Origin of the sequence: Streptomyces bambusae (assembly GCF_020532645.1) — a bacterium.
In the GTDB taxonomy this organism is placed as follows: domain Bacteria; phylum Actinomycetota; class Actinomycetes; order Streptomycetales; family Streptomycetaceae; genus Streptomyces; species Streptomyces bambusae.
Window position 1 is genome coordinate 104,603 of sequence record NZ_JAJAUZ010000010.1, and the last position, 18,266, is coordinate 122,868.

Annotated in this window: 19 protein-coding genes; 9 read left to right on the plus strand and 10 right to left on the minus strand. The window is 72.6% G+C overall.

Going from position 1 to position 18,266, the window contains the following annotated elements:
• Window positions 1-82: 82 nt before the first annotated feature.
• From LG634_RS10040 to LG634_RS10050, 3 genes are all read left to right on the plus strand, one after another.
• Window positions 83-457 (plus strand): F0F1 ATP synthase subunit epsilon, encoded by a 375-nt coding sequence (locus LG634_RS10040; RefSeq protein ID WP_226733334.1) that lies wholly within the window; start codon window positions 83-85, stop codon window positions 455-457.
• Between the two features lie 131 nt (window positions 458-588).
• Window positions 589-1,035 carry a DUF2550 domain-containing protein gene (locus tag LG634_RS10045; protein WP_226733335.1) on the plus strand — a complete coding sequence of 149 codons (447 nt, stop codon included), beginning with the start codon at window positions 589-591 and terminating at the stop codon, window positions 1,033-1,035.
• A 95-nt stretch (window positions 1,036-1,130) separates the two neighbouring features.
• Window positions 1,131-1,373 (plus strand): hypothetical protein, encoded by a 243-nt coding sequence (locus LG634_RS10050; protein ID WP_226733336.1) that lies wholly within the window; start codon window positions 1,131-1,133, stop codon window positions 1,371-1,373.
• 129 nt (window positions 1,374-1,502) lie between these two features.
• Here the strand turns inward: LG634_RS10050 and LG634_RS10055 are convergent, their stop codons facing one another.
• From LG634_RS10055 to LG634_RS10065, 3 genes are all read right to left on the minus strand, one after another.
• A complete protein-coding gene (locus tag LG634_RS10055; protein WP_226733337.1) occupies window positions 1,503-3,392 on the minus strand; it encodes a glycoside hydrolase family 18 chitinase in 1,890 nt (629 codons plus the stop codon).
• A 172-nt stretch (window positions 3,393-3,564) separates the two neighbouring features.
• On the minus strand, window positions 3,565-4,215 hold the full coding sequence (locus LG634_RS10060; protein WP_226733338.1) for a response regulator: 651 nt from the start codon (window positions 4,213-4,215) through the stop codon (window positions 3,565-3,567).
• Window positions 4,212-5,411: a sensor histidine kinase gene (locus tag LG634_RS10065; protein ID WP_226733339.1), complete on the minus strand. Its 1,200-nt coding sequence runs from the start codon at window positions 5,409-5,411 to the stop codon at window positions 4,212-4,214. The genes LG634_RS10060 and LG634_RS10065 overlap by 4 nt, the downstream gene beginning before the upstream one ends.
• A gap of 187 nt (window positions 5,412-5,598) precedes the next feature.
• Here LG634_RS10065 and LG634_RS10070 point away from each other — a divergent pair, with 187 nt between their 5' ends.
• Window positions 5,599-6,159: a hypothetical protein gene (locus LG634_RS10070; protein ID WP_226733340.1), complete on the plus strand. Its 561-nt coding sequence runs from the start codon at window positions 5,599-5,601 to the stop codon at window positions 6,157-6,159.
• A gap of 15 nt (window positions 6,160-6,174) precedes the next feature.
• On the opposite strand, the gene LG634_RS10075 is transcribed toward LG634_RS10070, so the two are convergent.
• A complete protein-coding gene (locus LG634_RS10075; protein WP_226733341.1) occupies window positions 6,175-6,747 on the minus strand; it encodes a cob(I)yrinic acid a,c-diamide adenosyltransferase in 573 nt (190 codons plus the stop codon).
• Between the two features lie 212 nt (window positions 6,748-6,959).
• Between LG634_RS10075 and LG634_RS10080 the strand changes: the two genes are divergently transcribed.
• From LG634_RS10080 to LG634_RS10090, 3 genes are all read left to right on the plus strand, one after another.
• Complete coding sequence (locus tag LG634_RS10080) at window positions 6,960-7,808, plus strand: 3-hydroxyacyl-CoA dehydrogenase family protein (RefSeq protein WP_226733342.1); 849 nt, start codon at window positions 6,960-6,962, stop codon at window positions 7,806-7,808.
• 151 nt (window positions 7,809-7,959) lie between these two features.
• Window positions 7,960-8,283: an STAS domain-containing protein gene (locus tag LG634_RS10085; protein WP_226733343.1), complete on the plus strand. Its 324-nt coding sequence runs from the start codon at window positions 7,960-7,962 to the stop codon at window positions 8,281-8,283.
• Window positions 8,284-8,563: 280 nt separating this feature from the next.
• Window positions 8,564-11,200: an ATP-binding protein gene (locus tag LG634_RS10090; RefSeq protein ID WP_226733344.1), complete on the plus strand. Its 2,637-nt coding sequence runs from the start codon at window positions 8,564-8,566 to the stop codon at window positions 11,198-11,200.
• A gap of 67 nt (window positions 11,201-11,267) precedes the next feature.
• Here the strand turns inward: LG634_RS10090 and nucS are convergent, their stop codons facing one another.
• The gene (gene nucS, locus LG634_RS10095) at window positions 11,268-11,939 is read right to left on the minus strand and encodes an endonuclease NucS (protein WP_226733345.1); all 672 of its coding nucleotides are present in this window, start codon (window positions 11,937-11,939) and stop codon (window positions 11,268-11,270) included.
• Between the two features lie 212 nt (window positions 11,940-12,151).
• Between nucS and LG634_RS10100 the strand changes: the two genes are divergently transcribed.
• Window positions 12,152-12,544: an SCO5389 family protein gene (locus LG634_RS10100; RefSeq protein ID WP_226733346.1), complete on the plus strand. Its 393-nt coding sequence runs from the start codon at window positions 12,152-12,154 to the stop codon at window positions 12,542-12,544.
• 150 nt (window positions 12,545-12,694) lie between these two features.
• On the opposite strand, the gene LG634_RS10105 is transcribed toward LG634_RS10100, so the two are convergent.
• Window positions 12,695-13,726 carry an LLM class flavin-dependent oxidoreductase gene (locus LG634_RS10105; protein WP_226733347.1) on the minus strand — a complete coding sequence of 344 codons (1,032 nt, stop codon included), beginning with the start codon at window positions 13,724-13,726 and terminating at the stop codon, window positions 12,695-12,697.
• A gap of 226 nt (window positions 13,727-13,952) precedes the next feature.
• Between LG634_RS10105 and LG634_RS10110 the strand changes: the two genes are divergently transcribed.
• Window positions 13,953-14,279 carry an Rv1322 family protein gene (locus LG634_RS10110; protein WP_226733348.1) on the plus strand — a complete coding sequence of 109 codons (327 nt, stop codon included), beginning with the start codon at window positions 13,953-13,955 and terminating at the stop codon, window positions 14,277-14,279.
• Between the two features lie 11 nt (window positions 14,280-14,290).
• Here LG634_RS10110 and LG634_RS10115 read toward each other — a convergent pair whose 3' ends face one another.
• The 4 genes from LG634_RS10115 to LG634_RS10130 all read right to left on the minus strand — a co-directional run bounded on the left by LG634_RS10115 (window position 14,291) and on the right by LG634_RS10130 (window position 18,202).
• Window positions 14,291-15,115, minus strand: a complete 825-nt coding sequence (locus tag LG634_RS10115) for an ABC transporter permease (protein WP_226733349.1) — start codon at window positions 15,113-15,115, stop codon at window positions 14,291-14,293.
• Entirely contained in the window at window positions 15,112-16,233 is a 1,122-nt protein-coding gene (locus LG634_RS10120) for an ABC transporter ATP-binding protein (RefSeq protein ID WP_226733350.1), read from the minus strand. The genes LG634_RS10115 and LG634_RS10120 overlap by 4 nt, the downstream gene beginning before the upstream one ends.
• A 172-nt stretch (window positions 16,234-16,405) precedes the next feature.
• On the minus strand, window positions 16,406-17,185 hold the full coding sequence (locus LG634_RS10125; protein ID WP_226733351.1) for an ABC transporter permease: 780 nt from the start codon (window positions 17,183-17,185) through the stop codon (window positions 16,406-16,408).
• A gap of 3 nt (window positions 17,186-17,188) precedes the next feature.
• A complete protein-coding gene (locus LG634_RS10130; RefSeq protein WP_226733352.1) occupies window positions 17,189-18,202 on the minus strand; it encodes an ABC transporter ATP-binding protein in 1,014 nt (337 codons plus the stop codon).
• Window positions 18,203-18,266 lie beyond the last annotated feature (64 nt).

The window sequence follows — 18,266 nt, forward strand, 5'->3', positions numbered from 1 at the left end:
CCGTCCCGTCCCCCTCCCCACGCCCATTAGAATTTGACCCAACACCCGGCCGACCCGCCGGGTGGAGACCCGAGGAGCCACCTTGGCTGCTGAGCTGCACGTCGAGCTGGTCGCCGCGGACCGCAGTGTCTGGTCCGGCGAGGCCACTCTCGTTGTCGCGCGCACCACGTCCGGCGACATCGGCGTCATGCCCGGTCACCAGCCGCTGCTCGGTGTGCTGGAATCGGGCCCGGTGACCATCCGTACGAGCGAGGGCGGCACCGTCGTCGCCGCGGTGCACGGCGGATTCCTCTCCTTCGCTGACAACAAGCTGTCGCTGCTCGCCGAGATCGCCGAGCTTGCCGACGAGATTGACGTCCAGCGTGCGGAGCGGGCACTGGAGCGCGCCAAGTCGGAGGCCAACGCTGCCGCCGAGCGTCGCGCCGAAGTCCGGCTGCGTGCGGTGACGGGGTCCTGACCCCGGAACCGAAGAGCTTTACCCCTCAGCCGCGGCCCGCTGGAATCATCCAGGCGGGGCCGCGGCTGAGGCGATGCAGGTGCTGTTGCTGTTCCATTGCGTCATTCGGATGAGCGAGGAGGTCGGTGAAGATGCTCCTCGCTCTGCTTGTGAGCGGCCTGGTCGTCGCCCTGGTGGTGATCGGCCTCTTTGTGTTCGGCCTGCGCCGGCGGCTGATCCAGCGCTCGGGCGGGACGTTCGACTGCAGCCTGCGCTGGGACGTGCCCGAGGAGACCGACCTGTCCGGCAAGGGCTGGGTCTACGGGGTGGCCCGCTACAGCGGTGACCGCATCGAGTGGTTCCGCGTCTTCAGCTACTCCCCGCGGCCGCGCCGGCTGCTGGAGCGCTCGTCGATCGAGGTGCTCGCCCGGCGTGCCCCCGAGGGCGAGGAGGAGCTGGCGCTGCTGTCCGACGCCGTCGTGCTCGGCTGCCTCCACCAGGGGGTCCGCCTGGAGCTGGCGATGAGCGAGGACGCCCTGACCGGCTTCCTGGCGTGGCTGGAGGCGGCTCCGCCCGGCCAGAGGGTGAATGTCGCCTAGCCTGCTGGGCCGTACGGCCGAATCCGGGTGACGCACACCCCGGTGTCTCGTTTGTGCTGCGGACAGTGCTCCCGTCACAGGATCGAGGCCCTGCAATGCCTTTTCCCCGTGTTCCCGCGGCCTTCGCCGCATTCCTGCTGTCCGCAGGTGCCCTGACGCTCGGCGCCGGTTCCGCGGCCGCCGCCCCCGGGGTGCTCTGCGAGGAGGGCACCTGGGCGCTGCCCGGCGGCCTCTACACCGTGTGCGAGAACGGTGACTACGTGGTCCACACCTGCCCGCCCGGCAGCTCGGCGGTGCAGATCGGCCAGGGCATCGCGACCTGTGAGTGGGACGAGTAGCAGCCGGTACCGGCCCGGGAACGGGTGAAGCCGGGGAGCGGGGGGCGGACCCCTCTCCCCGGCTTCGGTCTCCCGGCCGGTGGTGCTTCCGGCCGGTGGTGCTCCGGGCGGTCGTGCTCCGGGCCGGTGTTACTTCAGGCCGGTGTGAATCGCGTTCGCGAGCTCGCCGTTGGCGGTGTCGCCGCTGAACTCCCAGAAGAAGGCGCCCTTGAGGCCCTGGTTCTTCAGCCAGGTCATCTTCCCGGCGATGGTGGCGGGGGTGTCGTAGCTCCACCAGTTGCTGCCGCACTTGGCGTAGGCGGTGCCGGCGACGGTGCCGGTGGCCGGGCAGCTGTTCCTGAGGACCTTGTAGTCCTCGATGCCCTGCTCGTACGTGCCGGTGGCCGGGCCGGTGGCGGTGCCGCCGGGCGCGTCCTGGGTGACGCCGGTCCAGCCGCGGCCGTAGAAGCCGATGCCGAGGCTCAGCTTGCTGCCGGGGACGCCCTTCGCCTTGAGCTTGGCGATGGCGTCGGCCGAGTTGAAGCCGGCCTGCGGGATGCCGGCGTACGAGGTGAGCGGGGAGTGCGGGGCGGTCGGGCCCTTGGCCTCCCAGGCGCCGAAGAAGTCGTACGTCATGACGTTGTAGAAGTCAATGTACTGCGCGGCGCCGGCGTAGTCGGCCTTGTCGATCTTGCCGCCGTCGGAGGCGTCGGCGGTGATGGCCGCGGTGACCAGGTTGTTCGCGCCGAACTTGGCGCGCATGGCCTGCATCATGTTCTTGAACGCGGCGGGGCCGGAGGTGTCACAGGACAGGCCGCAGGCGTTCGGGTACTCCCAGTCGAGGTCGATGCCGTCGAAGACGTCGGCCCAGCGGGGGTCCTCCACCAGGTCGTAGCAGGACTGGGCGAAGGCCGTCGGGTTCGCGGCCGCCTGGCCGAAGCCGCCGGACCAGGTCCAGCCGCCGAACGACCACAGCACCTTGATGTGCGGGTACTGGGCCTTCAGCTTGCGCAGCTGGTTGAAGTTGCCGCGCAGCGGCTGGTCCCAGGTGTCGGCCTTGCCGTCGACGGACTGGTCGGCGGTGTACGCCTTGTCGTAGTCGGCGTAGGAGTCGCCGATCGTGCACTTGCCGCCCTGGACGTTGCCGAAGGCGTAGTTGATGTGGGTGATCTTCGCGGCGCTGCCGGAGGTGACCAGGTTCTTCACGTGGTAGTTGCGTCCGTAGACGCCCCAGTTGGTGAAGTAGCCGAGCTTGATCTTGTCGCCCGGGTCCGGGTTGCCGCCGCCTCCGGTGGTGGTGACGGTGAGGCCGCCGGAGGAGGGGCCGGTCTGGTCGGCGGTGTCGCGGGCGGTGACCGTGTAGGTGTACGTGGTGCCCTTGGTGAGGCCGGAGTCCGCGTACGAGGTGCCGGTGACCGTGGCGATCCTGGTGCTGCCGCGGAAGACGTCGTAGTTCTTGATGCCCTTGTCGTCGGTGGCCGCGGCCCAGTTCAGGGTGAGCGAGGTGTCGGCGACGTTGGCGGCGGTGGGGGTGCCCGGGGCGCTGGGGGGATTGTCGCCGGGCTGGCTGCCGCCGTCGCAGGAGGCGCCGTTGATCTTGCAGCCGGTGGGGGCGCCGGCGCCGGTGCCGTTGAAGCCGAAGGTGACCGAGGCGCCGGGCGCCAGGGTGCCGTTCCAGCCGAGGTTCTTGCCGGTCCAGTGGTTGCCGCTGCTGGTGACGGTGGCGTCCCAGGCGGAGGTGACGCGGGTGCCGGTGGGGTAGTCCCACTCGACGGCCCAGCTGCTGAGCGAGGTGGTGCCGGTGTTCTTGATCGTCCACTTGCCTTCGAAGCCGCTGCCCCAGTCGGAGACCTTGGTGTAGGTCGCCGTCGCTGATCCGGCGGCCTGGGCGGGGGAGGCCAGGCCCACGAGGCCGGCCAGCGGGAGGGCGAAGGCGGCGACGGTCGCCGCCACTCTGGACAGGATGCGTGTGCGCGGGGGTGCTGTGCTCAAGGGTGCTCCTCCGTAGGTCCGTCGGCATCGGGGGATCGACAACGACATGGGGGTGGGACCTGCGCCGCCCGTGAGCACGCTTTGTCATGGCACGCTCACCACAGTGATTGCGGTGAGCGTAGAAAGGTCTGGACCAAGCGTCAAGAGGTCCAGACCTCATGGGGCCGACACTGCGCCGTTTGTCGGCCGGATGTCGGCCGGATCTCCGCCGGCCTCCGGGCTAGAGCCCCAACTCCTGTGCCAGGACGGCCGCTTGGACCCGGCTGCGGAGTTCCAGCTTGCCGAGCAGCCGGCTCACGTGGGTCTTCGCGGTGGCCTCCGCCATCTCCAGCCGGGCCGCGATCTCCGCGTTCGACAGCCCCTGGCCCAGGCACGACAGCACCTCCCGCTCCCGCGGGGTCAGGGCAGCCACCGCGGCGTGCTGCGCCGGGTCCGGCTGCCGGGCCGGCTTCGGGGCCGCGAACTCCGCGATCAGCCGCCGGGTCACCGCCGGGGCGATCAGGCCCTCGCCGCGCGCCACCGTCCGCACCCCCGCGATCAGGTCGGCCGCCTCCGTGTTCTTCAGCAGGAAGCCCGACGCACCGGCGCGCAGCGCCCCGAACACGTACTCGTCCAGGTCGAAGGTGGTCAGGACGAGGACGTCGGCCAGGCCCTCGGCGACCACCTGGCGGGTGGCGGAGACGCCGTCCAGCCGGGGCATCTGCACGTCCATGAGCACCACGTCGGGGCGCAGGGAGCGGGCCAGCCGGACCGCCTCCTCGCCGTCCGCGGCCTCGCCCGCCACCTCGATGTCGCCCGCGCTGCGCAGGATGAGCACCAGCCCGGCCCGTACGGCCTGCTGGTCCTCGGCGACCAGCACCCGGATCGTCACGTGTTCACCACTTTCTCGTCGGCGGGCAGCTCGGCCCGCACCCGCCACCGGTCCGGACCGTCCGGACCGGCCTCGAACTCCCCGCCCAGCAGGGCCACCCGTTCGCGCATGCCGACCAGGCCCGCGCCCGAGCCCGGTGCTCTCGGACCGGAGCGGTGCTCACCGTACGGACTGTCGATCCGGACCGTGAGCACCCCGTCGGCCAGCGCCAGCCGCACCTCCACCCGCCCGGGCGCCGCATGCTTGATCGCGTTGGTCAGCGACTCCTGCACGATCCGGTACGCCGCCAGGTCGACCGGCGCCGGCAGGCCGCCGCCCCTGGCCCCCGCCGCCGGCCGCTCGTCGTGCAGCACGAACTCCAGCCCGCTCGCCGCCCCGTTCCGCCCGGCCTGCTCCAGCAGCGCGTCCACCGCCTCCAGGGTCGGCTGCGCCACCGCCTCGCCGTCCCCGCCCGCCGTCCGCAGCAGCCCGATCAGCCGCCGCATCTCCGCCAGCCCCTGCACGCTGTTCTCCCGGATCACCGCCAGCGCCTCCCTGCTGGTCTCCGGCGAGTCGATCGACAGCGCGGCGGTCGAGTGGATCGCGATCGCCGACAGGTGGTTGGCCACCATGTCGTGCAGCTCCCGCGCCATCCGGGCCCGCTCCGCCGTCACCGCCTGCTTGCGGTCCATCTCCGCCAGCAGCGCCGTCTGCTCCGCCCGCAGCCGGGCCGCCTCGGCGGTGTCCCGGTGGCTGCGCACCGCGGCGCCCGTGACCGCCGGGAAGAAGCAGATGATCGACGTCACCACGCCGAGCATCAGCGCCTGGACGTCCTGCCACCAGGCCAGCGCGGCCACCGTCACCGCGATGGTGATCCCGGCCGTCGTGAACGGCAGCCGCCGGGCCATCCGCGCGTTGCCGTACACCACCGCCGCGTACATCAGGTCCGTGAACATCATGACCGTGGCCATGCTGCCCACCGTGAACTGGTCGGTGACCACCGCCGCGGTGCCCACCAGCAGGGCGGTCTGCGGGGCGGTGCGGCGCAGCAGTTCCAGGACCGCCGTCACCGCCATCGGCACCAGCACCACCCACTCGGGCACCAGCCGGCGCCCGGCGTTGAGATGCAGCCCGAGGGCGTACAGCAGCAGGCCGATGAACAGGCTGATCCCGGCGATCATGACGTCGTGCCGGTGCGGGCGGGGGAGGGTCACCACGCCATCCAACAGGGTCCCGGCCCGCTGCGCGTCACCTCCGCGGCCTTGGCCGGGAAGGCCGTGTACATCGAAGGATGCAGGCGCGGTTCACCACCGGAGACGAGGAAACGGCGCCGGCGCCCGGCGACAGTGGAAGAGCGGCCGGACCCCGGCCCGGACACCCCACCCCCGAGACCCGGAGGACGTCGTGATCGTCGCGCTCATCATCGCCTGCGAAGTGGCGTTCTGGCTGCTGCTCGCCGCCGGGCTGGCCCTGCGCTACGTGGCGCGGATGCCGCGCGCCGGGGCCGCCGTCCTGATGTGCGAGCCGCTGCTGGAGGCCCTCCTGCTGGTGGTCACCGTGATCGACCTGCGCAACGGCGCCGAGCCGGACTGGAAGCACGGCCTGGCCGCCGTCTACATCGGCTTCTCGGTGGGCCTCGGCCGCCACACCATCCGCCGGGTCGACGCGTACGTCGCGCACCGCTTCGCCGGCGGCCCGGAGCCCGTGAAGCCGCCGGCGGCGGGCCGGGCGCGCACGGTGTACGAGTGGCAGTCGGCGGGCCGCTGGATCCTCTCGGCCGCCGTGGCCTGGCTCCTCCTCCAGGCCGCCGCCTGCTTCGTCGGCAGCGCCGCGGCCGCCCCCCTGCACGGCTGGCAGACGAAGATGCTCTGGGTGATCGGGATCAACCTCGTCATCGCCCTCTCGTACACCTTCTTCCCGAAGCAGGCGAAGGAGACGAGGAAGGCCGCCAGCCCGGGCCGCTGACCGGGGCCCGGGCCGTCAGCGTTCGCCGCCGGGAACCCACAGGACGTCGCCGGTCTCCTTGTTGGCGATGCGGGCCAGGATGAAGAGGAGGTCCGACAGGCGGTTGAGGTAGGTGGCCGTCAGGGGGTTCATCGAGTCGCCGTGGACCTCCATCGCCGCCCACGTCGAGCGCTCGGCCCGGCGGACCACCGTGCACGCCTGGTGGAGCAGGGCCGCGCCGGGCGTGCCGCCGGGGAGGATGAAGCTGCGGAGCTTCTCCAGCTGCTCGTTGAAGCGGTCGCAGTCCGCCTCCAGCCGGTCGACGTAGAACTGCTCGACGCGCAGCGGCGGGTACTGCGGGTCCGGCACCACCGGCGTGGACAGGTCCGCGCCCACGTCGAAGAGGTCGTTCTGGACCCGGGTGAGGACCGTCGCGACCTCCTCGGCGAGCCCGCCGAGGGCGATGGCGGTGCCGATGACCGCGTTCGCTTCGTTGGCATCTGCGTACGCGGAGATGCGCAGGTCCGTCTTGGCCGTACGGCTCATGTCCCCCAGGGCTGTGGTGCCCTTGTCGCCGGTACGGGTGTAGATGCGCGTCAGATTCACCATGCCGCCAGCCTAGCCAGAACCCCTCGGCCGGCGGCCGCGGCCGGGTCGGGTCCGGTGCCCAACTGGAGGGCTTCCGCGCGGCGATGGGCCGTACCGGTGTGATGTCCGTCATCTGAGACGTGACGCGTGTTACTTCCCGGTCACACGGCCGCTCACGGACGCTAGTCTCCGCCGGAGAGGCCGTGATATCGACAGAGATCCAGAGGTGTGCAGTGGCTGGGAAGCTTGCCGTCATCGGTGCCGGACTGATGGGTTCCGGTATCGCCCAGGTATCCGCCCAGGCGGGTTGGGACGTCGTCCTGCGTGACGTCACGGACGCCGCGCTGACCCGCGGCACGGACGGCATCAAGGCCTCGTACGACAAGTTCGTCTCGAAGGGCAAGCTCGCCGCGGAGGACGCCGAGGCGGCCCTCGCGCGCATCACCACGAGCACCGACCTCGACGCCGTCGCGGACGCGGACATCGTGGTCGAGGCCGTCTTCGAGAAGCTGGAGGTCAAGCACGAGATCTTCCGCTCCCTCGACAAGATCGTCCGGGACGACGCGGTCCTCGCCTCCAACACCTCCGCCATCCCGATCACGAAGATCGCCGCCGTCACCGAGCGCCCCGAGCGCGTCGTCGGCACCCACTTCTTCTCGCCGGTCCCGATGATGCAGCTCTGCGAGCTCGTCCGCGGCTACAAGACCAGCGACGAGACCCTCGCCACCGCCCGCGCGTTCGCCGAGTCCGTCGGCAAGACCTGCATCGTCGTCAACCGCGACGTCGCCGGCTTCGTCACCACCCGCCTGATCTCGGCACTCGTCGTCGAAGCGGCAAAGCTCTACGAATCGGGCGTGGCCTCCGCCGAAGACATCGACATCGCGTGCAAGCTGGGATTCGGCCACGCGATGGGGCCGCTGGCGACGGCCGACCTCACGGGCGTCGACATCCTGATGCACGCCACCAGCAACATCTACACCGAATGCCAGGACGAGAAGTTCGCCCCGCCGGAGCTGATGCGGCGCATGGTCGATGCCGGTGACATCGGCCGCAAGAGCGGACAGGGCTTCTACAAGCACTGAGCGAGCGCGACCGTTCGACTGCATCACCCTGCAGGGTGAATTAAGTATCGGTTCGCTCACGGTCGGCAACTTCCCTGCCCGCAAGGCAGTCACTCCAGTGAGAGTTGCCGACCTACGGACCACACGCACGCGTACCTGCCGGGGAGCACACATGCACATCAGGGGCGACCACGCCGAACTCGCTGTCGGGGGCCGCCTCGACGTGCGCAGCGCGGCTGACGCCCGAACGGTCCTGCACTCCGCCCTCGACGACGGCGTCGGCGACCTGGTCCTCGACCTGACCGCCCTCGACTCGTGGGACGCGACCGGCCTGGGCGTCATCATGGGCGCCCACCGCCGGGCCGGCCGCACCGGCCGCCGGCTGGTGCTGCGCGGTGTGCCCCCGCAGATGCAGCGACTGCTGGTCGCCACCCGGCTGCACCGGATCCTCGCCATCGAGGGCGGCCTCGCCGCCGAATCCCTGCCCCGGGTCTGATCCGCCGCCCCGCTCGCCGCCGGCGGACCCCGCCCGTCCGTTCTCCCCCCGTCCTCCACAGTTCTCCCACCGACCCCTCGCCGTCCACACGTCCGAGTCCGTAACGTGATGGTCCCGTGCCGAGGGGACCCCGGCTGTTCCCGGATACTGGGCGTACGTCTAGGGTTCGGCCGTCGGCCCTTGGTGAACCCACGGGGCGGACGCCGGACCAGATGCGACAGCGGAGTGTGCGAAGGCCGGGAAGAACGACGGCGCACCACGCGATCGGGGGGCTTTGGTCATGGAGCGGATACAGGGGCCCGGGGCTGCGGGCGGACCCGGCGGTACGGCGCGGCCGCGCCGCACCGGACCGGCCCGGATCACCCGCCTCGACTGCGGCGACTTCGTCCTGACCGTCAACCCCGTCGACGGCAGCGAGATAGAGGCGCGCCGGCCCGACGCCCCCGAGACCGCCGTCGGCCGGCGCACCGCCGAGGACCGCGCCGCCCGCGACGAGGCCGCCTTGCCGCCCGTACCCGCCGGCGCCGATCTGTCCGCACCGCTCCTCCTCGAACGCGACGAGGACCGCGACCGCGCGGTCCGCCTGCTCGCCCGCGGCCGCTCCGTCCGCATCACCGGCCCCGCCGGATCCGGCCGTTCCGCCTTCCTCGACGCCGTCGCCGCCGAATGCGCCGGACTCGCCCCCGACGGCATCGTCCGCCTCGGCGGCCTCCGCCGGACCGCCGGAGACCTGCTGCACGCCCTGCACGCCGCCGTCTTCGACGCCCCGCAGCGCCGCCCCGACCTCGCCGAACTCCTCGGCCGCACCAAGGAGATCGGCGCCGTCGTCGTCATCGACGACTTCGAACTCGGCGACGCCGGCCTCGAAGAGCTGCTGCGCGCCACCCCCGAATGCGCCTTCCTGCTCGCCGTCGCCCCCGGCAGTCCGGCCGCCGGGCACACCGGCCCCACCGAGCACCTCGACGAGATCGCCCTCGCCGGGCTCACCCGGAGCGCCGCCGTCGCCCTGCTGGAGCACGCCCTGCTGCGGCCGCTCGGCACGGAGGAGGCCGACTGGGCCGGCGACCTCTGGTTCGCCTCCGAGGGGCTGCCCCGCCACTTCGTCCAGGCCGCCGCCCTGCTCCGGCAGCGCGACGCCGTCAACCACACCGGCGAGGACGAGGACGACGAGGAGCCCGGCGTCTTCGAGGAGCGCGCCCGCGAGACCGGCCAGGTGGGCCTGCCCACCCTCGGCCAGGCCGCCGCACCCGCCGTGCTGCTCGCCTCCCGGCTCAGCGAGTCCGCCCGCGCCACCCTGCGGTTCGCCGTCGCCCTCGGCGGCGAGGTCCCGCACCCGGCGCACCTGCCCGCCCTGGTCGGCGACACCCACGCCGACGCCGCCGTCGGCGAACTCCTCGGCTGCGGCCTGCTCAGCCCGGCCGGCGCCCGGTACCGGCTGGCCGCCGGCGTGCTGCCGCAGCTGGAGGAGGCCGGGTACGGCGACGAGGCCGCCGAGCAGGCGCTGACCGCCGCCGGCCACTACACCTGGTGGACCGGGCACGGCTCGGTCACCCCCGAGCGCGCCGCCGCCGAGGCCGACGCCGTCCTCGCCGTCCTCGCCGCCGTGGTGCCGGGCCCCGCCGGGCACGAGGAGGCGGCCGCCGCCGCGGGCGTCCTGCTGGCCCGGGCGGCCGCGCCCGCGTTCGCCGGCGGGCTCCAGTGGGGCGCGTGGGAGCGGATCCTGCACACCGGGCAGGAGGCGGCCCGGATCGCCGGCGAGGTCGCCGAGGAGGCGTACTTCCACCACGAGCGCGGCATCCTGGCGCTGTGCAACGGCCAGTTGGACCGGGCCCGCGCCGAACTGGAGGCCTCCATCGGCCTGCGCGGCGCGCTCGCCGACAAGCGGGGCACCGTCGCCGGACGGCGCGCGCTGGCCCTCGTGGACGACCGCGAGGGCGGGCCGCGGGTCGCCGGGCCGCTCTCCCCGCCGCTCGTCCTGGAAGCCCCCAAGCCGTCCGAGGCGCTCACCCAGGCGCTGCCCAAGTCCGCTCTGCCGGCGCTCTCCGGACTCGGCTCCGAGGCCGCCGCCGCGGCCGACGCCGTCAAGACGGCGTTCCCCAAGCTCACCCCGCCGAGCGAGGTCACGGCCACCCCGCCGCAGCCGGTGATCCCCGTGGTGCCGCCCGGCGCGCCCGCCGCGCCGGCCCGCCCGGCGCTGCTGCGCGGCGCCCGCCGCAACATCCTCGCGGCGGCCGGCGCCGCCGTCCTGGTCGCCGTGCTCGGCACGGTGGTCGCTCTCGGACCGAGCGGGAACGACCAGCCGTCCGGCGGGCCGCGCAGCGGCCAGTCGGTGAGCGGCGGCCAGAGCAGCGGACCGGCCACCGGCGACCCGGACGACGCCACCACCACGGAGCCCGGCGACGGCTTCACCCCCGGCGCCGGCCCGGCCGGCCAGTCCGGCGGCAGCACCGGCGGCGCGGACGGCACCACGGGCGCCGCGGGCACCACCGGCACCGGCGGCACGCCGGGCACCACGAGCCCCGGCACGAGCCCCAGCCCGTCCGGCCCCGGCGGCAGCTCCCACCCGAGCCCGCCGGCGACCTCGGGCGGCCAGGGCGGCGGGACGTCCACACCGGGGAGCACGGGGTCCACGACGGGCGACACGGGTACGACGGGCAGCACGACCGGTGACACCGGTACGACCGGCTCCACCAACGGCGACACGGGTACGACCGGCAGCACGACCGGCGACACCGGTACGACCGGCAGCACCACCGGTGACACGGGCACGACCGGCAGCACGACCGGTGACACGGGCACGACCGGTACGACCACCGGCAGCACGACCGGCGACACCACCGGCGACACCACGTCCGGCACCAACTCGGCCGCCACCTCCGGCACCGGCACCACCGCCGGAAACGGCGGCACCCCGTAGCCGGCGCCCGGCCGGAACCGGGGGACCACGGGGTGCGGACGCGCGCGCGGGGCGGACCCGCCCGCGCTCAGAACAGGCGCAGCTTGTCGTCCTCGATGCCGCGCATGGCGTCGTAGTCGAGGACCACGCACTCGATGCCGCGGTCGTTGGCGAGCACCCGCGCCTGCGGCTTGATCTCCTGCGCGGCGAAGATGCCCTTCACCGGCGCCAGGTGCGGGTCGCGGTTGAGCAGCTCCAGGTAGCGGGTGAGCTGTTCGACGCCGTCGATCTCGCCGCGCCGCTTCAGCTCGACGGCCACGGTGGCGCCCTCGCCGTCCCGGCACAGGATGTCCACGGGCCCGATCGCCGTCATGTACTCGCGGCGGATCAGCGTGTAGCCCTCGCCGAGCGTCTCGATCCGGTCGGCCAGCAGCTCCTGCAGGTGGGCCTCCACACCGTCCTTGATCAGGCCGGGATCCACGCCCAGTTCGTGGGAGGAGTCGTGGAGGACTTCCTCCATCGTGATGATGAGCTTCTCGCCCGCCTTGTTGATGACGGTCCAGACGCCGGCCTCGTCCCCGGTCCCCTCCTTGAGGGTGCACGGCGGGGACATCCAGTTGAGCGGTTTGTACGCCCGGTCGTCTGCGTGGATGGACACACTGCCGTCGGCCTTCACGAGGATCAGACGGGGTGCGGAGGGCAGGTGGGCGGTGAGCCGGCCCGCGTAGTCGACGGAGCAGCGGGCGATGACGAGACGCATGGTCGGCAACGCTACTCGACCGACCGGCCCCGGCGCGATTCGCCCCTGAAAGCCCCCTTCGGCACTGGCTCGTTGTATGCGCATTCTCCTGGTGCCGCACCCGAGGGGCGCCTACCGTGTAAGCGAGAGGTCGCTGACCGTGCACGCTGTGTCGCCGGCCTCTTTCCCTGCCCGTAAGACCTCGGTCGCCCGGGGTCGCGAGAGGAGAACTCATGTCGCTCGACGTCTCACCGGCCCTACTCGAACAGGCCGAGCGAGGCGAGGTCGACGAAGCCGCTTTCGTCGACTGCGTCCGGACCTCCCTGCCGTACGCATGGGAGATGGTCAGCTCACTGGTGGACCGGCTGAAGGTGGACGGCGGAGAGTTCGCCGACAACCAGACGCCGCCGCCGGACGAGCAGGCGCGCGGCCAGCTGCTGCGCGCCCTTGCGAGTGACGCGATACGTGGTGCCCTGGAGCGGCATTTCGGGGTGCGTCTGGCGTTCCAGAACTGCCACCGGCTGGCGGTCTTCCCGCAGGACCCGTCGGCGGACGACCGTCTGGCCAAGTTCACGTCGATCCGCGGCCAGCTGCTCAACCAGTCGCCGGAACTGCGGGACTGCTAGCACTCCGCCGGGTTTCCGTACGGCACGTCGTTCAGTCTTCACTGCCGCTCGCGGCCCGCGGGAACGTCTGCGGGGCGAGGGCGGCAGTCCCCGGGGGGTGTGCTCCGGCGGGGGGTGTGCGCTCCGGGCACACCCCCTTCGACGCGGTGCTCAGCCGAGGCGGGGCAGGACCTCGGCGCCCAGCCGGCGGACGTTCTCCTCGGTGGCCGCGAGGTCCCCGGAGCCCTCCACGAACAGGGCGAAGCGCGTGATCCCGGTGCGCTCGGCGGTGGCCGCGAGCCGGTCGGCGGCCAGCTCCGGTGTGCCCACGGGGTGCAGCCGGCACAGCAGCTCGGTGTACTCCACCGGGTCCCGCATCGTGCGCGGCCGGCCGTCCACCGTCTCGTACGCCGCCAGGCCCTGCCGCAGCCAGCCCGGCATCGCCTTCACCAGGGTCTCGACCGCGTCCTCGGTCCGGTCGGCGAGCTGCGCCACCCCCGCCGAGACGTGCCCGGCAGCGGCCACGGCGGCCCGCGGGTGCCCGGCCGCGAGGGCGGTCTCCCGCCACAGGGCGATCATCCCGGCCTTGTCCTCGTCCCCGCAGTGCATGCCCAGCAGCATCGGCAGCCCGCGCTCGGCGGCCAGCCGCACCGACGCCGGCGAGGTGCACGCGACGATCACCTCCGGCCCGCTGCCGTCCCCGTCCAGCGCCTCCGCCGGCCGCGGTACGACCGCCACCTCGCGGAAGGAGTACCGGTCGCCGCGCGCCCCCACGCGCGGCTCGGACAGCCAGCGCCGCAACAGGTCGAGGGAGTCCGGGAAGCCGTTCTCGTACGCGTCGAGCCCGGCGCCGAAGACCTCCAGGTCCACCCACGGACCGCCGCGGCCCACGCCCAGCGTGAACCGGCCGCCCGAGGTCAGGTGCAGCAGCGCGGCCTGCTCGCCGAGCGCCACCGGGTGCTGGGTGGGCAGCACGCTCACCGCCGTGCCCACCCGCAGCCGCCGGGTGCGGCCCAGCATCAGCGCCGCGAGGGTCACCGCCGACGGGCAGACCCCGTACGGGATGAAGTGGTGCTCGGCGATCCAGGCCGAGTCGAGCCCGGCCTCCTCGGCGACCTCCGCGGTGCGCACCGCACGGTGCAGCACCTCCCCCTGCCCCTGGCCCGGGAACTGGGCCGCCAGCACGAATGTTCCGATACGCATCGCCCTTGTGCCTCCTTGCGGCTGACGCGACGTCCGCCCCCGACGGCAACAACGTCCGACACGTGCCAAGGGCACGGGCGCCGGAGGAAGTTATTGGGATTGTCGGGGAATCACTCTCGGGAGGACTGTGGAGTCCGTCCCTCCGCCTGCCACGATGGGGGTACGGGAGACTGCGCCGCGTAGTCTGGAGGAAAGTCCCCGTCCGCCGCAGCTACGTGAGGTATACGTGTCACCGCGCCACAACCGCCCCCGGGGCGGCGAGAATCCGCCGGAGCGCGACAGCGCCGGCGTGGACCGCTTCGGCCTGGAGCGCACGGAGGAGTGGCAGGGCGAGGACTGGAAGGTCCGGCAGGTCTCCGGCGCGAGCGCGCAGGGCAAGCGCTACCGCTGCCCGGGCTGCGACCAGGAGATCCCGTCCGGGGTCCCGCACGTGGTGGCCTGGCCCGAGTACGGCGGTGTGGACGACCGCCGGCACTGGCACAAGGCCTGCTGGAACGCGAAGGACCGCCGCACCTCGAAGGTGCAGCGGTCCCGCAACGCGCCCAAGTACTGACCGCCCGCCCGTCAGACGTCCCGCCGCGCGGTCTCGGCGTACGCGCCCGCCACCGCCGCGCCCGTCACCAGCAGGAGCACCAGCAGCTGGCGCACCGGCACCGGGCCGGCGTCGTCGCCCATCGGCAGGCCGAACATGTCGCCGAGGGCCACCGGCGCGTTGTAGCGCAGGATCAGACCGCCCAGGCCCTGCGTGCTCTCCCACACGGTGAGGAACCCGCCGAGCACCGGCGGCAGCGTCACCACGCCGAGCATCGCCGCGATCGCGCCCGCCGAGTGCCGCAGCATCGCGCCGACCGCCAGTCCGAGCACCCCGAGCAGGGTCACGTACACGCAGCCGCCGAGGGCGCCCAGCCACTCGCCGGCGCCGTGCGGGCCGGCGTCCGGGCCGCCGTGGACCAGCGCCGTGGCCAGCCCGACCAGCATCACCGAGGCGGTGGTGGTGGCGAAGGCCACGCCGGTGAAGACGAGGAACTTGGCGGTCAGCACCCGGTGCCGCTCGGGCGCCGCCGTGAACGTGGTGCGCACCAGGCCGGTGCCGTACTCGGAGGAGATCGTCAGCACGCCGAGGGCCATCACGCTCAGCTGGCCGACGAACAGCCCGAAGAGGGCCGGGGTGAGGAACGGCACCTGCGAGTAGTCGGTGTCCGAGGTGTTGGCCACCGCGATCAGGCCGATGCCGACCACCAGCCCGGCCAGCGAGCCCAGGGTCCACACCGTCGACCGGAGCGAGATCATCTTGGTCCACTCGGAGGCCACGGCGTGGCCCAGCGTGGGCCGGGTCTCCGGCAGCGGCGAGGTGTAGCCGGCGGGGCGGGCGGCGGCGGGGGCGGTCATCGGGGGTCCTCGGCAGTGGTCGGGCGGGAGGCGGGGGCCTGGGCCAGGTCGCCGGGCTGGGCGGGCATCAGGAACGGCGCGGCGGCCGCGCCGGGCGGCGGCGGCGCGTACCAGCCCTCCGCGGACACCTGCGGGGCCTCCTCGGCGGGCCAGGGCTTCAGGCCCTGCTCCTCCTGTGCCCACAGCTCGGCCCGCGGGTCCTCGGTGGAGGTGTACTCCACGGCGCTCTGCGTCATCCGCATGTACGCCTCCTCCAGCGAGGCCCGGTGCGGGGACAGCTCCCACAGCCGCAGGCCCGCCTCGTGGGCGAGGTCGCTGATCCTCGGCAGCGGCAGGCCGGTGACGCGCAGGGCGCCGTCCGGCTCGGTCAGCACCCGGGCGCCCGCGCCGTCGAGCAGCTCGGCGAGCGCGTCACGCTCGGCCCGGCCGGTGCCGGCGGCCCGCACGCGGGCGAAGTCGGCCGAGTTCAGGGAGATGAAATCGCTCACGCCCATGTCGGCGAGGAGCCGCCCGCGGCCGATGACGATGAGGTGGTCGGCGGTGAGGGCCATCTCGCTCATCAGGTGCGAGGAGACGAAGACGGTGCGGCCCTCGGCGGCCAGCTGCTTCATCAGGTTGCGCACCCACAGGATGCCCTCGGGGTCGAGTCCGTTGACGGGCTCGTCGAAGAGCAGCACCTGCGGGTCGCCGAGCAGCGCCGCAGCGATGCCGAGCCGCTGCCCCATGCCGAGGGAGAAACCTTTGGTCCGCTGCCGGGCGACGTCCTGGAGGCCGACCACGCCGAGCACCTCGTCCACGCGCTTCTCCGGGATCCCGGAGAGCTGCGCGAGGGCCAGCAGGTGGGTGCGGGCCCGGCGGCCGCCGTGCACCGCCTTGGCGTCGAGGAGCGCGCCGACGTGCCGCTGGGCGTTCGGCAGCTCCCGGAACGGCTGCCCGTTGATCGTGACATGACCGGACGTGGGCCGGTCCAGCCCGACGATCATGCGCATGGTCGTCGACTTGCCCGAGCCGTTCGGCCCCAGGAAGCCGGTCACGTGACCCGGCCTGACCTGGAACGACAGCTGGTCGACGGCGGTCTTCGCGCCGAAGCGCTTGGTCAGGCCGACTGCCTCGATCATTGCTCTGCCCTTGCTCTGCCCCGTGCCAGGCCCGGACGGCTTTCGTCCGCGTAAGGGTTAAGAGCTTATCCGCGGGCTGACGGTTCCGTCCCGGCCCGAGCGCGGGGGAAGACCCTGAGACAACCCTGAACCGTCCCTGACGACCCTCTCGGGGCCGTCCGGCCGGCCCGGCTCAGGCGTCCCGGTGCTTGATCACCAGCCAACCGCCGAGCAGCGCGGCCGCCACCCACACCAGCATGATCCCCAGGCCGCCCCAGGGCCCGTACGGCGTCTTGTCGCTCCCCATGGCCTGCGGCACCACCTGCATGATCTTGGCGCCGGCCTGGTCGGGGAAGTAGCGGGCGACCTCCTTGGCCCCGGGGACGGCGGCCAGGATCTGCGAGACCAGGAAGAAGAACGGCATCAGGATGCCCAGCGACAGCATCGAACTGCGCAGCATCGCGGCGACGCCCATCGAGAAGACCGCGATCAGCGCCATGTAGAGCCCGGCCCCGAACACCGCCCGCAGCACGTTCGGCTCGCCGATCGACGTACGGTGGCCGCCCAGCAGCGCCTGGCCGAGGAAGAACGACAGGAAGCTGGTGACCAGGCCGACCACCAGGGCCAGGACGGTGGCCACGCTGATCTTCCCGAAGAGGAAGACGGTCCGCTGCGGGACCGCGGCCAGCGAGGTGCGGATCATGCCGGAGCTGTACTCGGTGCCGACGACGAGCACGCCGAAGACCACCATCGCCAGCTGCCCCAGCACCATCCCGGTGAAGCTGACCAGGGTCGGGTCGAAGGTGGCGCGTTCGAGGTCGGACAGGTTGTGGAACTGCGCCTTCGTCAGCGCGCACAGCGCCGCACCGAGCGCCACGGTCACCACGAACGCACTGACCAGTGTCCACGAGGTCGAGGCCACCGTGCGGATCTTCGTCCACTCGGAGGCGAGGACGGCGGGTACCGAGGCCATCGGTCACTCTCCCCCGAACTGCTCGTCGTACGAGGCGCCCCAGCGCGGGGCGTCGGCGGGCTGGAGCGGCGGCGGGGGGCCGGCGTCGACACCCGTGCCGCCGTCGGCGCCGGGGGAGTGGGCGTGGTACTCCACCGCCCCCGCGGTCATCCGCATGAACGCCTCCTCCAGGGAGGCCCGCTGCGGGCTCAGCTCGTGCAGGACCAGGTGGTTGCGAGCGGCCAGGTCGCCCAGCTGCTCCGCCGTCAGCGCGTCCACTTCCAGCGCACCGCCGGCCGCGGCCACCGCCGGCACTCCGGCCTCGTGCAGCAGGTCCCGCAGCCGCTCCTGCTGCGGCGAGCGGACCCGTACGTAACTTCGTGAGTTCTGCTGAATGAAATCGGCCATCGAGGTGTCCGCAAGAAGCCGTCCTTGGCCGATAACGATCAGGTGGTCGGCGGTGAGGGCCATTTCGCTCATGAGGTGACTGGAAACGAAGATCGTCCTGCCTTCCGCCGCCAGCCCTTTCATGAGATTCCGGATCCAGTGAATTCCCTCCGGGTCCAGACCGTTGACGGGCTCGTCGAACATGAGGATCTCCGGATCGCCCAGCAGTGCGGAGGCGATTCCCAGCCGCTGCCCCATGCCGAGCGAAAATCCTTTCGACTTCTTCTTCGCCACCGCCGTCAGGCCCACGGTGTCCAGCACCTCGGCCACCCGGGTCGCCGGGATCCGGTTCGACTGGGCCAGGCACAGCAGGTTGTTGTACGCGCTGCGGCCGCCGTGCATCGCCTTGGCGTCGAGCAGCGCCCCGATGTACTTCAGCGGCTCGTCCAGGTCGCGGTAGTGGCGGCCGTCGATCCGCACCGTGCCGCTGGTCGGGTTGTCCAGATCGAGCATCATCCGCATGGTCGTGGACTTGCCCGCCCCGTTGGGCCCCAGAAAGCCCGTCACCACCCCGGGCCGCACCCGGAAGCTGAGGCGGTCCACCGCGGTCTTCGCGCCGAACCGCTTCGTCAGTCCGTCGAGCTCGATCATGCCGCTCACGCTAGAACGGCCAAGGGCCCCCCGCCACCGCAGTGACGTAGGGGGCCCTTGGCCG

Coding starts and splice junctions, on each gene's coding strand:
- LG634_RS10045 (WP_226733335.1), top strand. CDS start 589: ATGCTCCTCGCTCTGCTTGTGAGCGGCCTGGTCGTCGCCCTGGTGGTG.
- LG634_RS10050 (WP_226733336.1), top strand. CDS start 1,131: ATGCCTTTTCCCCGTGTTCCCGCGGCCTTCGCCGCATTCCTGCTGTCC.
- LG634_RS10055 (WP_226733337.1), bottom strand. CDS start 3,392: ATGTCGTTGTCGATCCCCCGATGCCGACGGACCTACGGAGGAGCACCC.
- LG634_RS10075 (WP_226733341.1), bottom strand. CDS start 6,747: ATGGTGAATCTGACGCGCATCTACACCCGTACCGGCGACAAGGGCACC.
- LG634_RS10085 (WP_226733343.1), top strand. CDS start 7,960: ATGCACATCAGGGGCGACCACGCCGAACTCGCTGTCGGGGGCCGCCTC.
- LG634_RS10090 (WP_226733344.1), top strand. CDS start 8,564: ATGGAGCGGATACAGGGGCCCGGGGCTGCGGGCGGACCCGGCGGTACG.
- nucS (WP_226733345.1), bottom strand. CDS start 11,939: ATGCGTCTCGTCATCGCCCGCTGCTCCGTCGACTACGCGGGCCGGCTC.
- LG634_RS10100 (WP_226733346.1), top strand. CDS start 12,152: ATGTCGCTCGACGTCTCACCGGCCCTACTCGAACAGGCCGAGCGAGGC.
- LG634_RS10105 (WP_226733347.1), bottom strand. CDS start 13,726: ATGCGTATCGGAACATTCGTGCTGGCGGCCCAGTTCCCGGGCCAGGGG.
- LG634_RS10115 (WP_226733349.1), bottom strand. CDS start 15,115: ATGACCGCCCCCGCCGCCGCCCGCCCCGCCGGCTACACCTCGCCGCTG.
- LG634_RS10120 (WP_226733350.1), bottom strand. CDS start 16,233: ATGATCGAGGCAGTCGGCCTGACCAAGCGCTTCGGCGCGAAGACCGCC.
- LG634_RS10125 (WP_226733351.1), bottom strand. CDS start 17,185: ATGGCCTCGGTACCCGCCGTCCTCGCCTCCGAGTGGACGAAGATCCGC.
- LG634_RS10130 (WP_226733352.1), bottom strand. CDS start 18,202: ATGATCGAGCTCGACGGACTGACGAAGCGGTTCGGCGCGAAGACCGCG.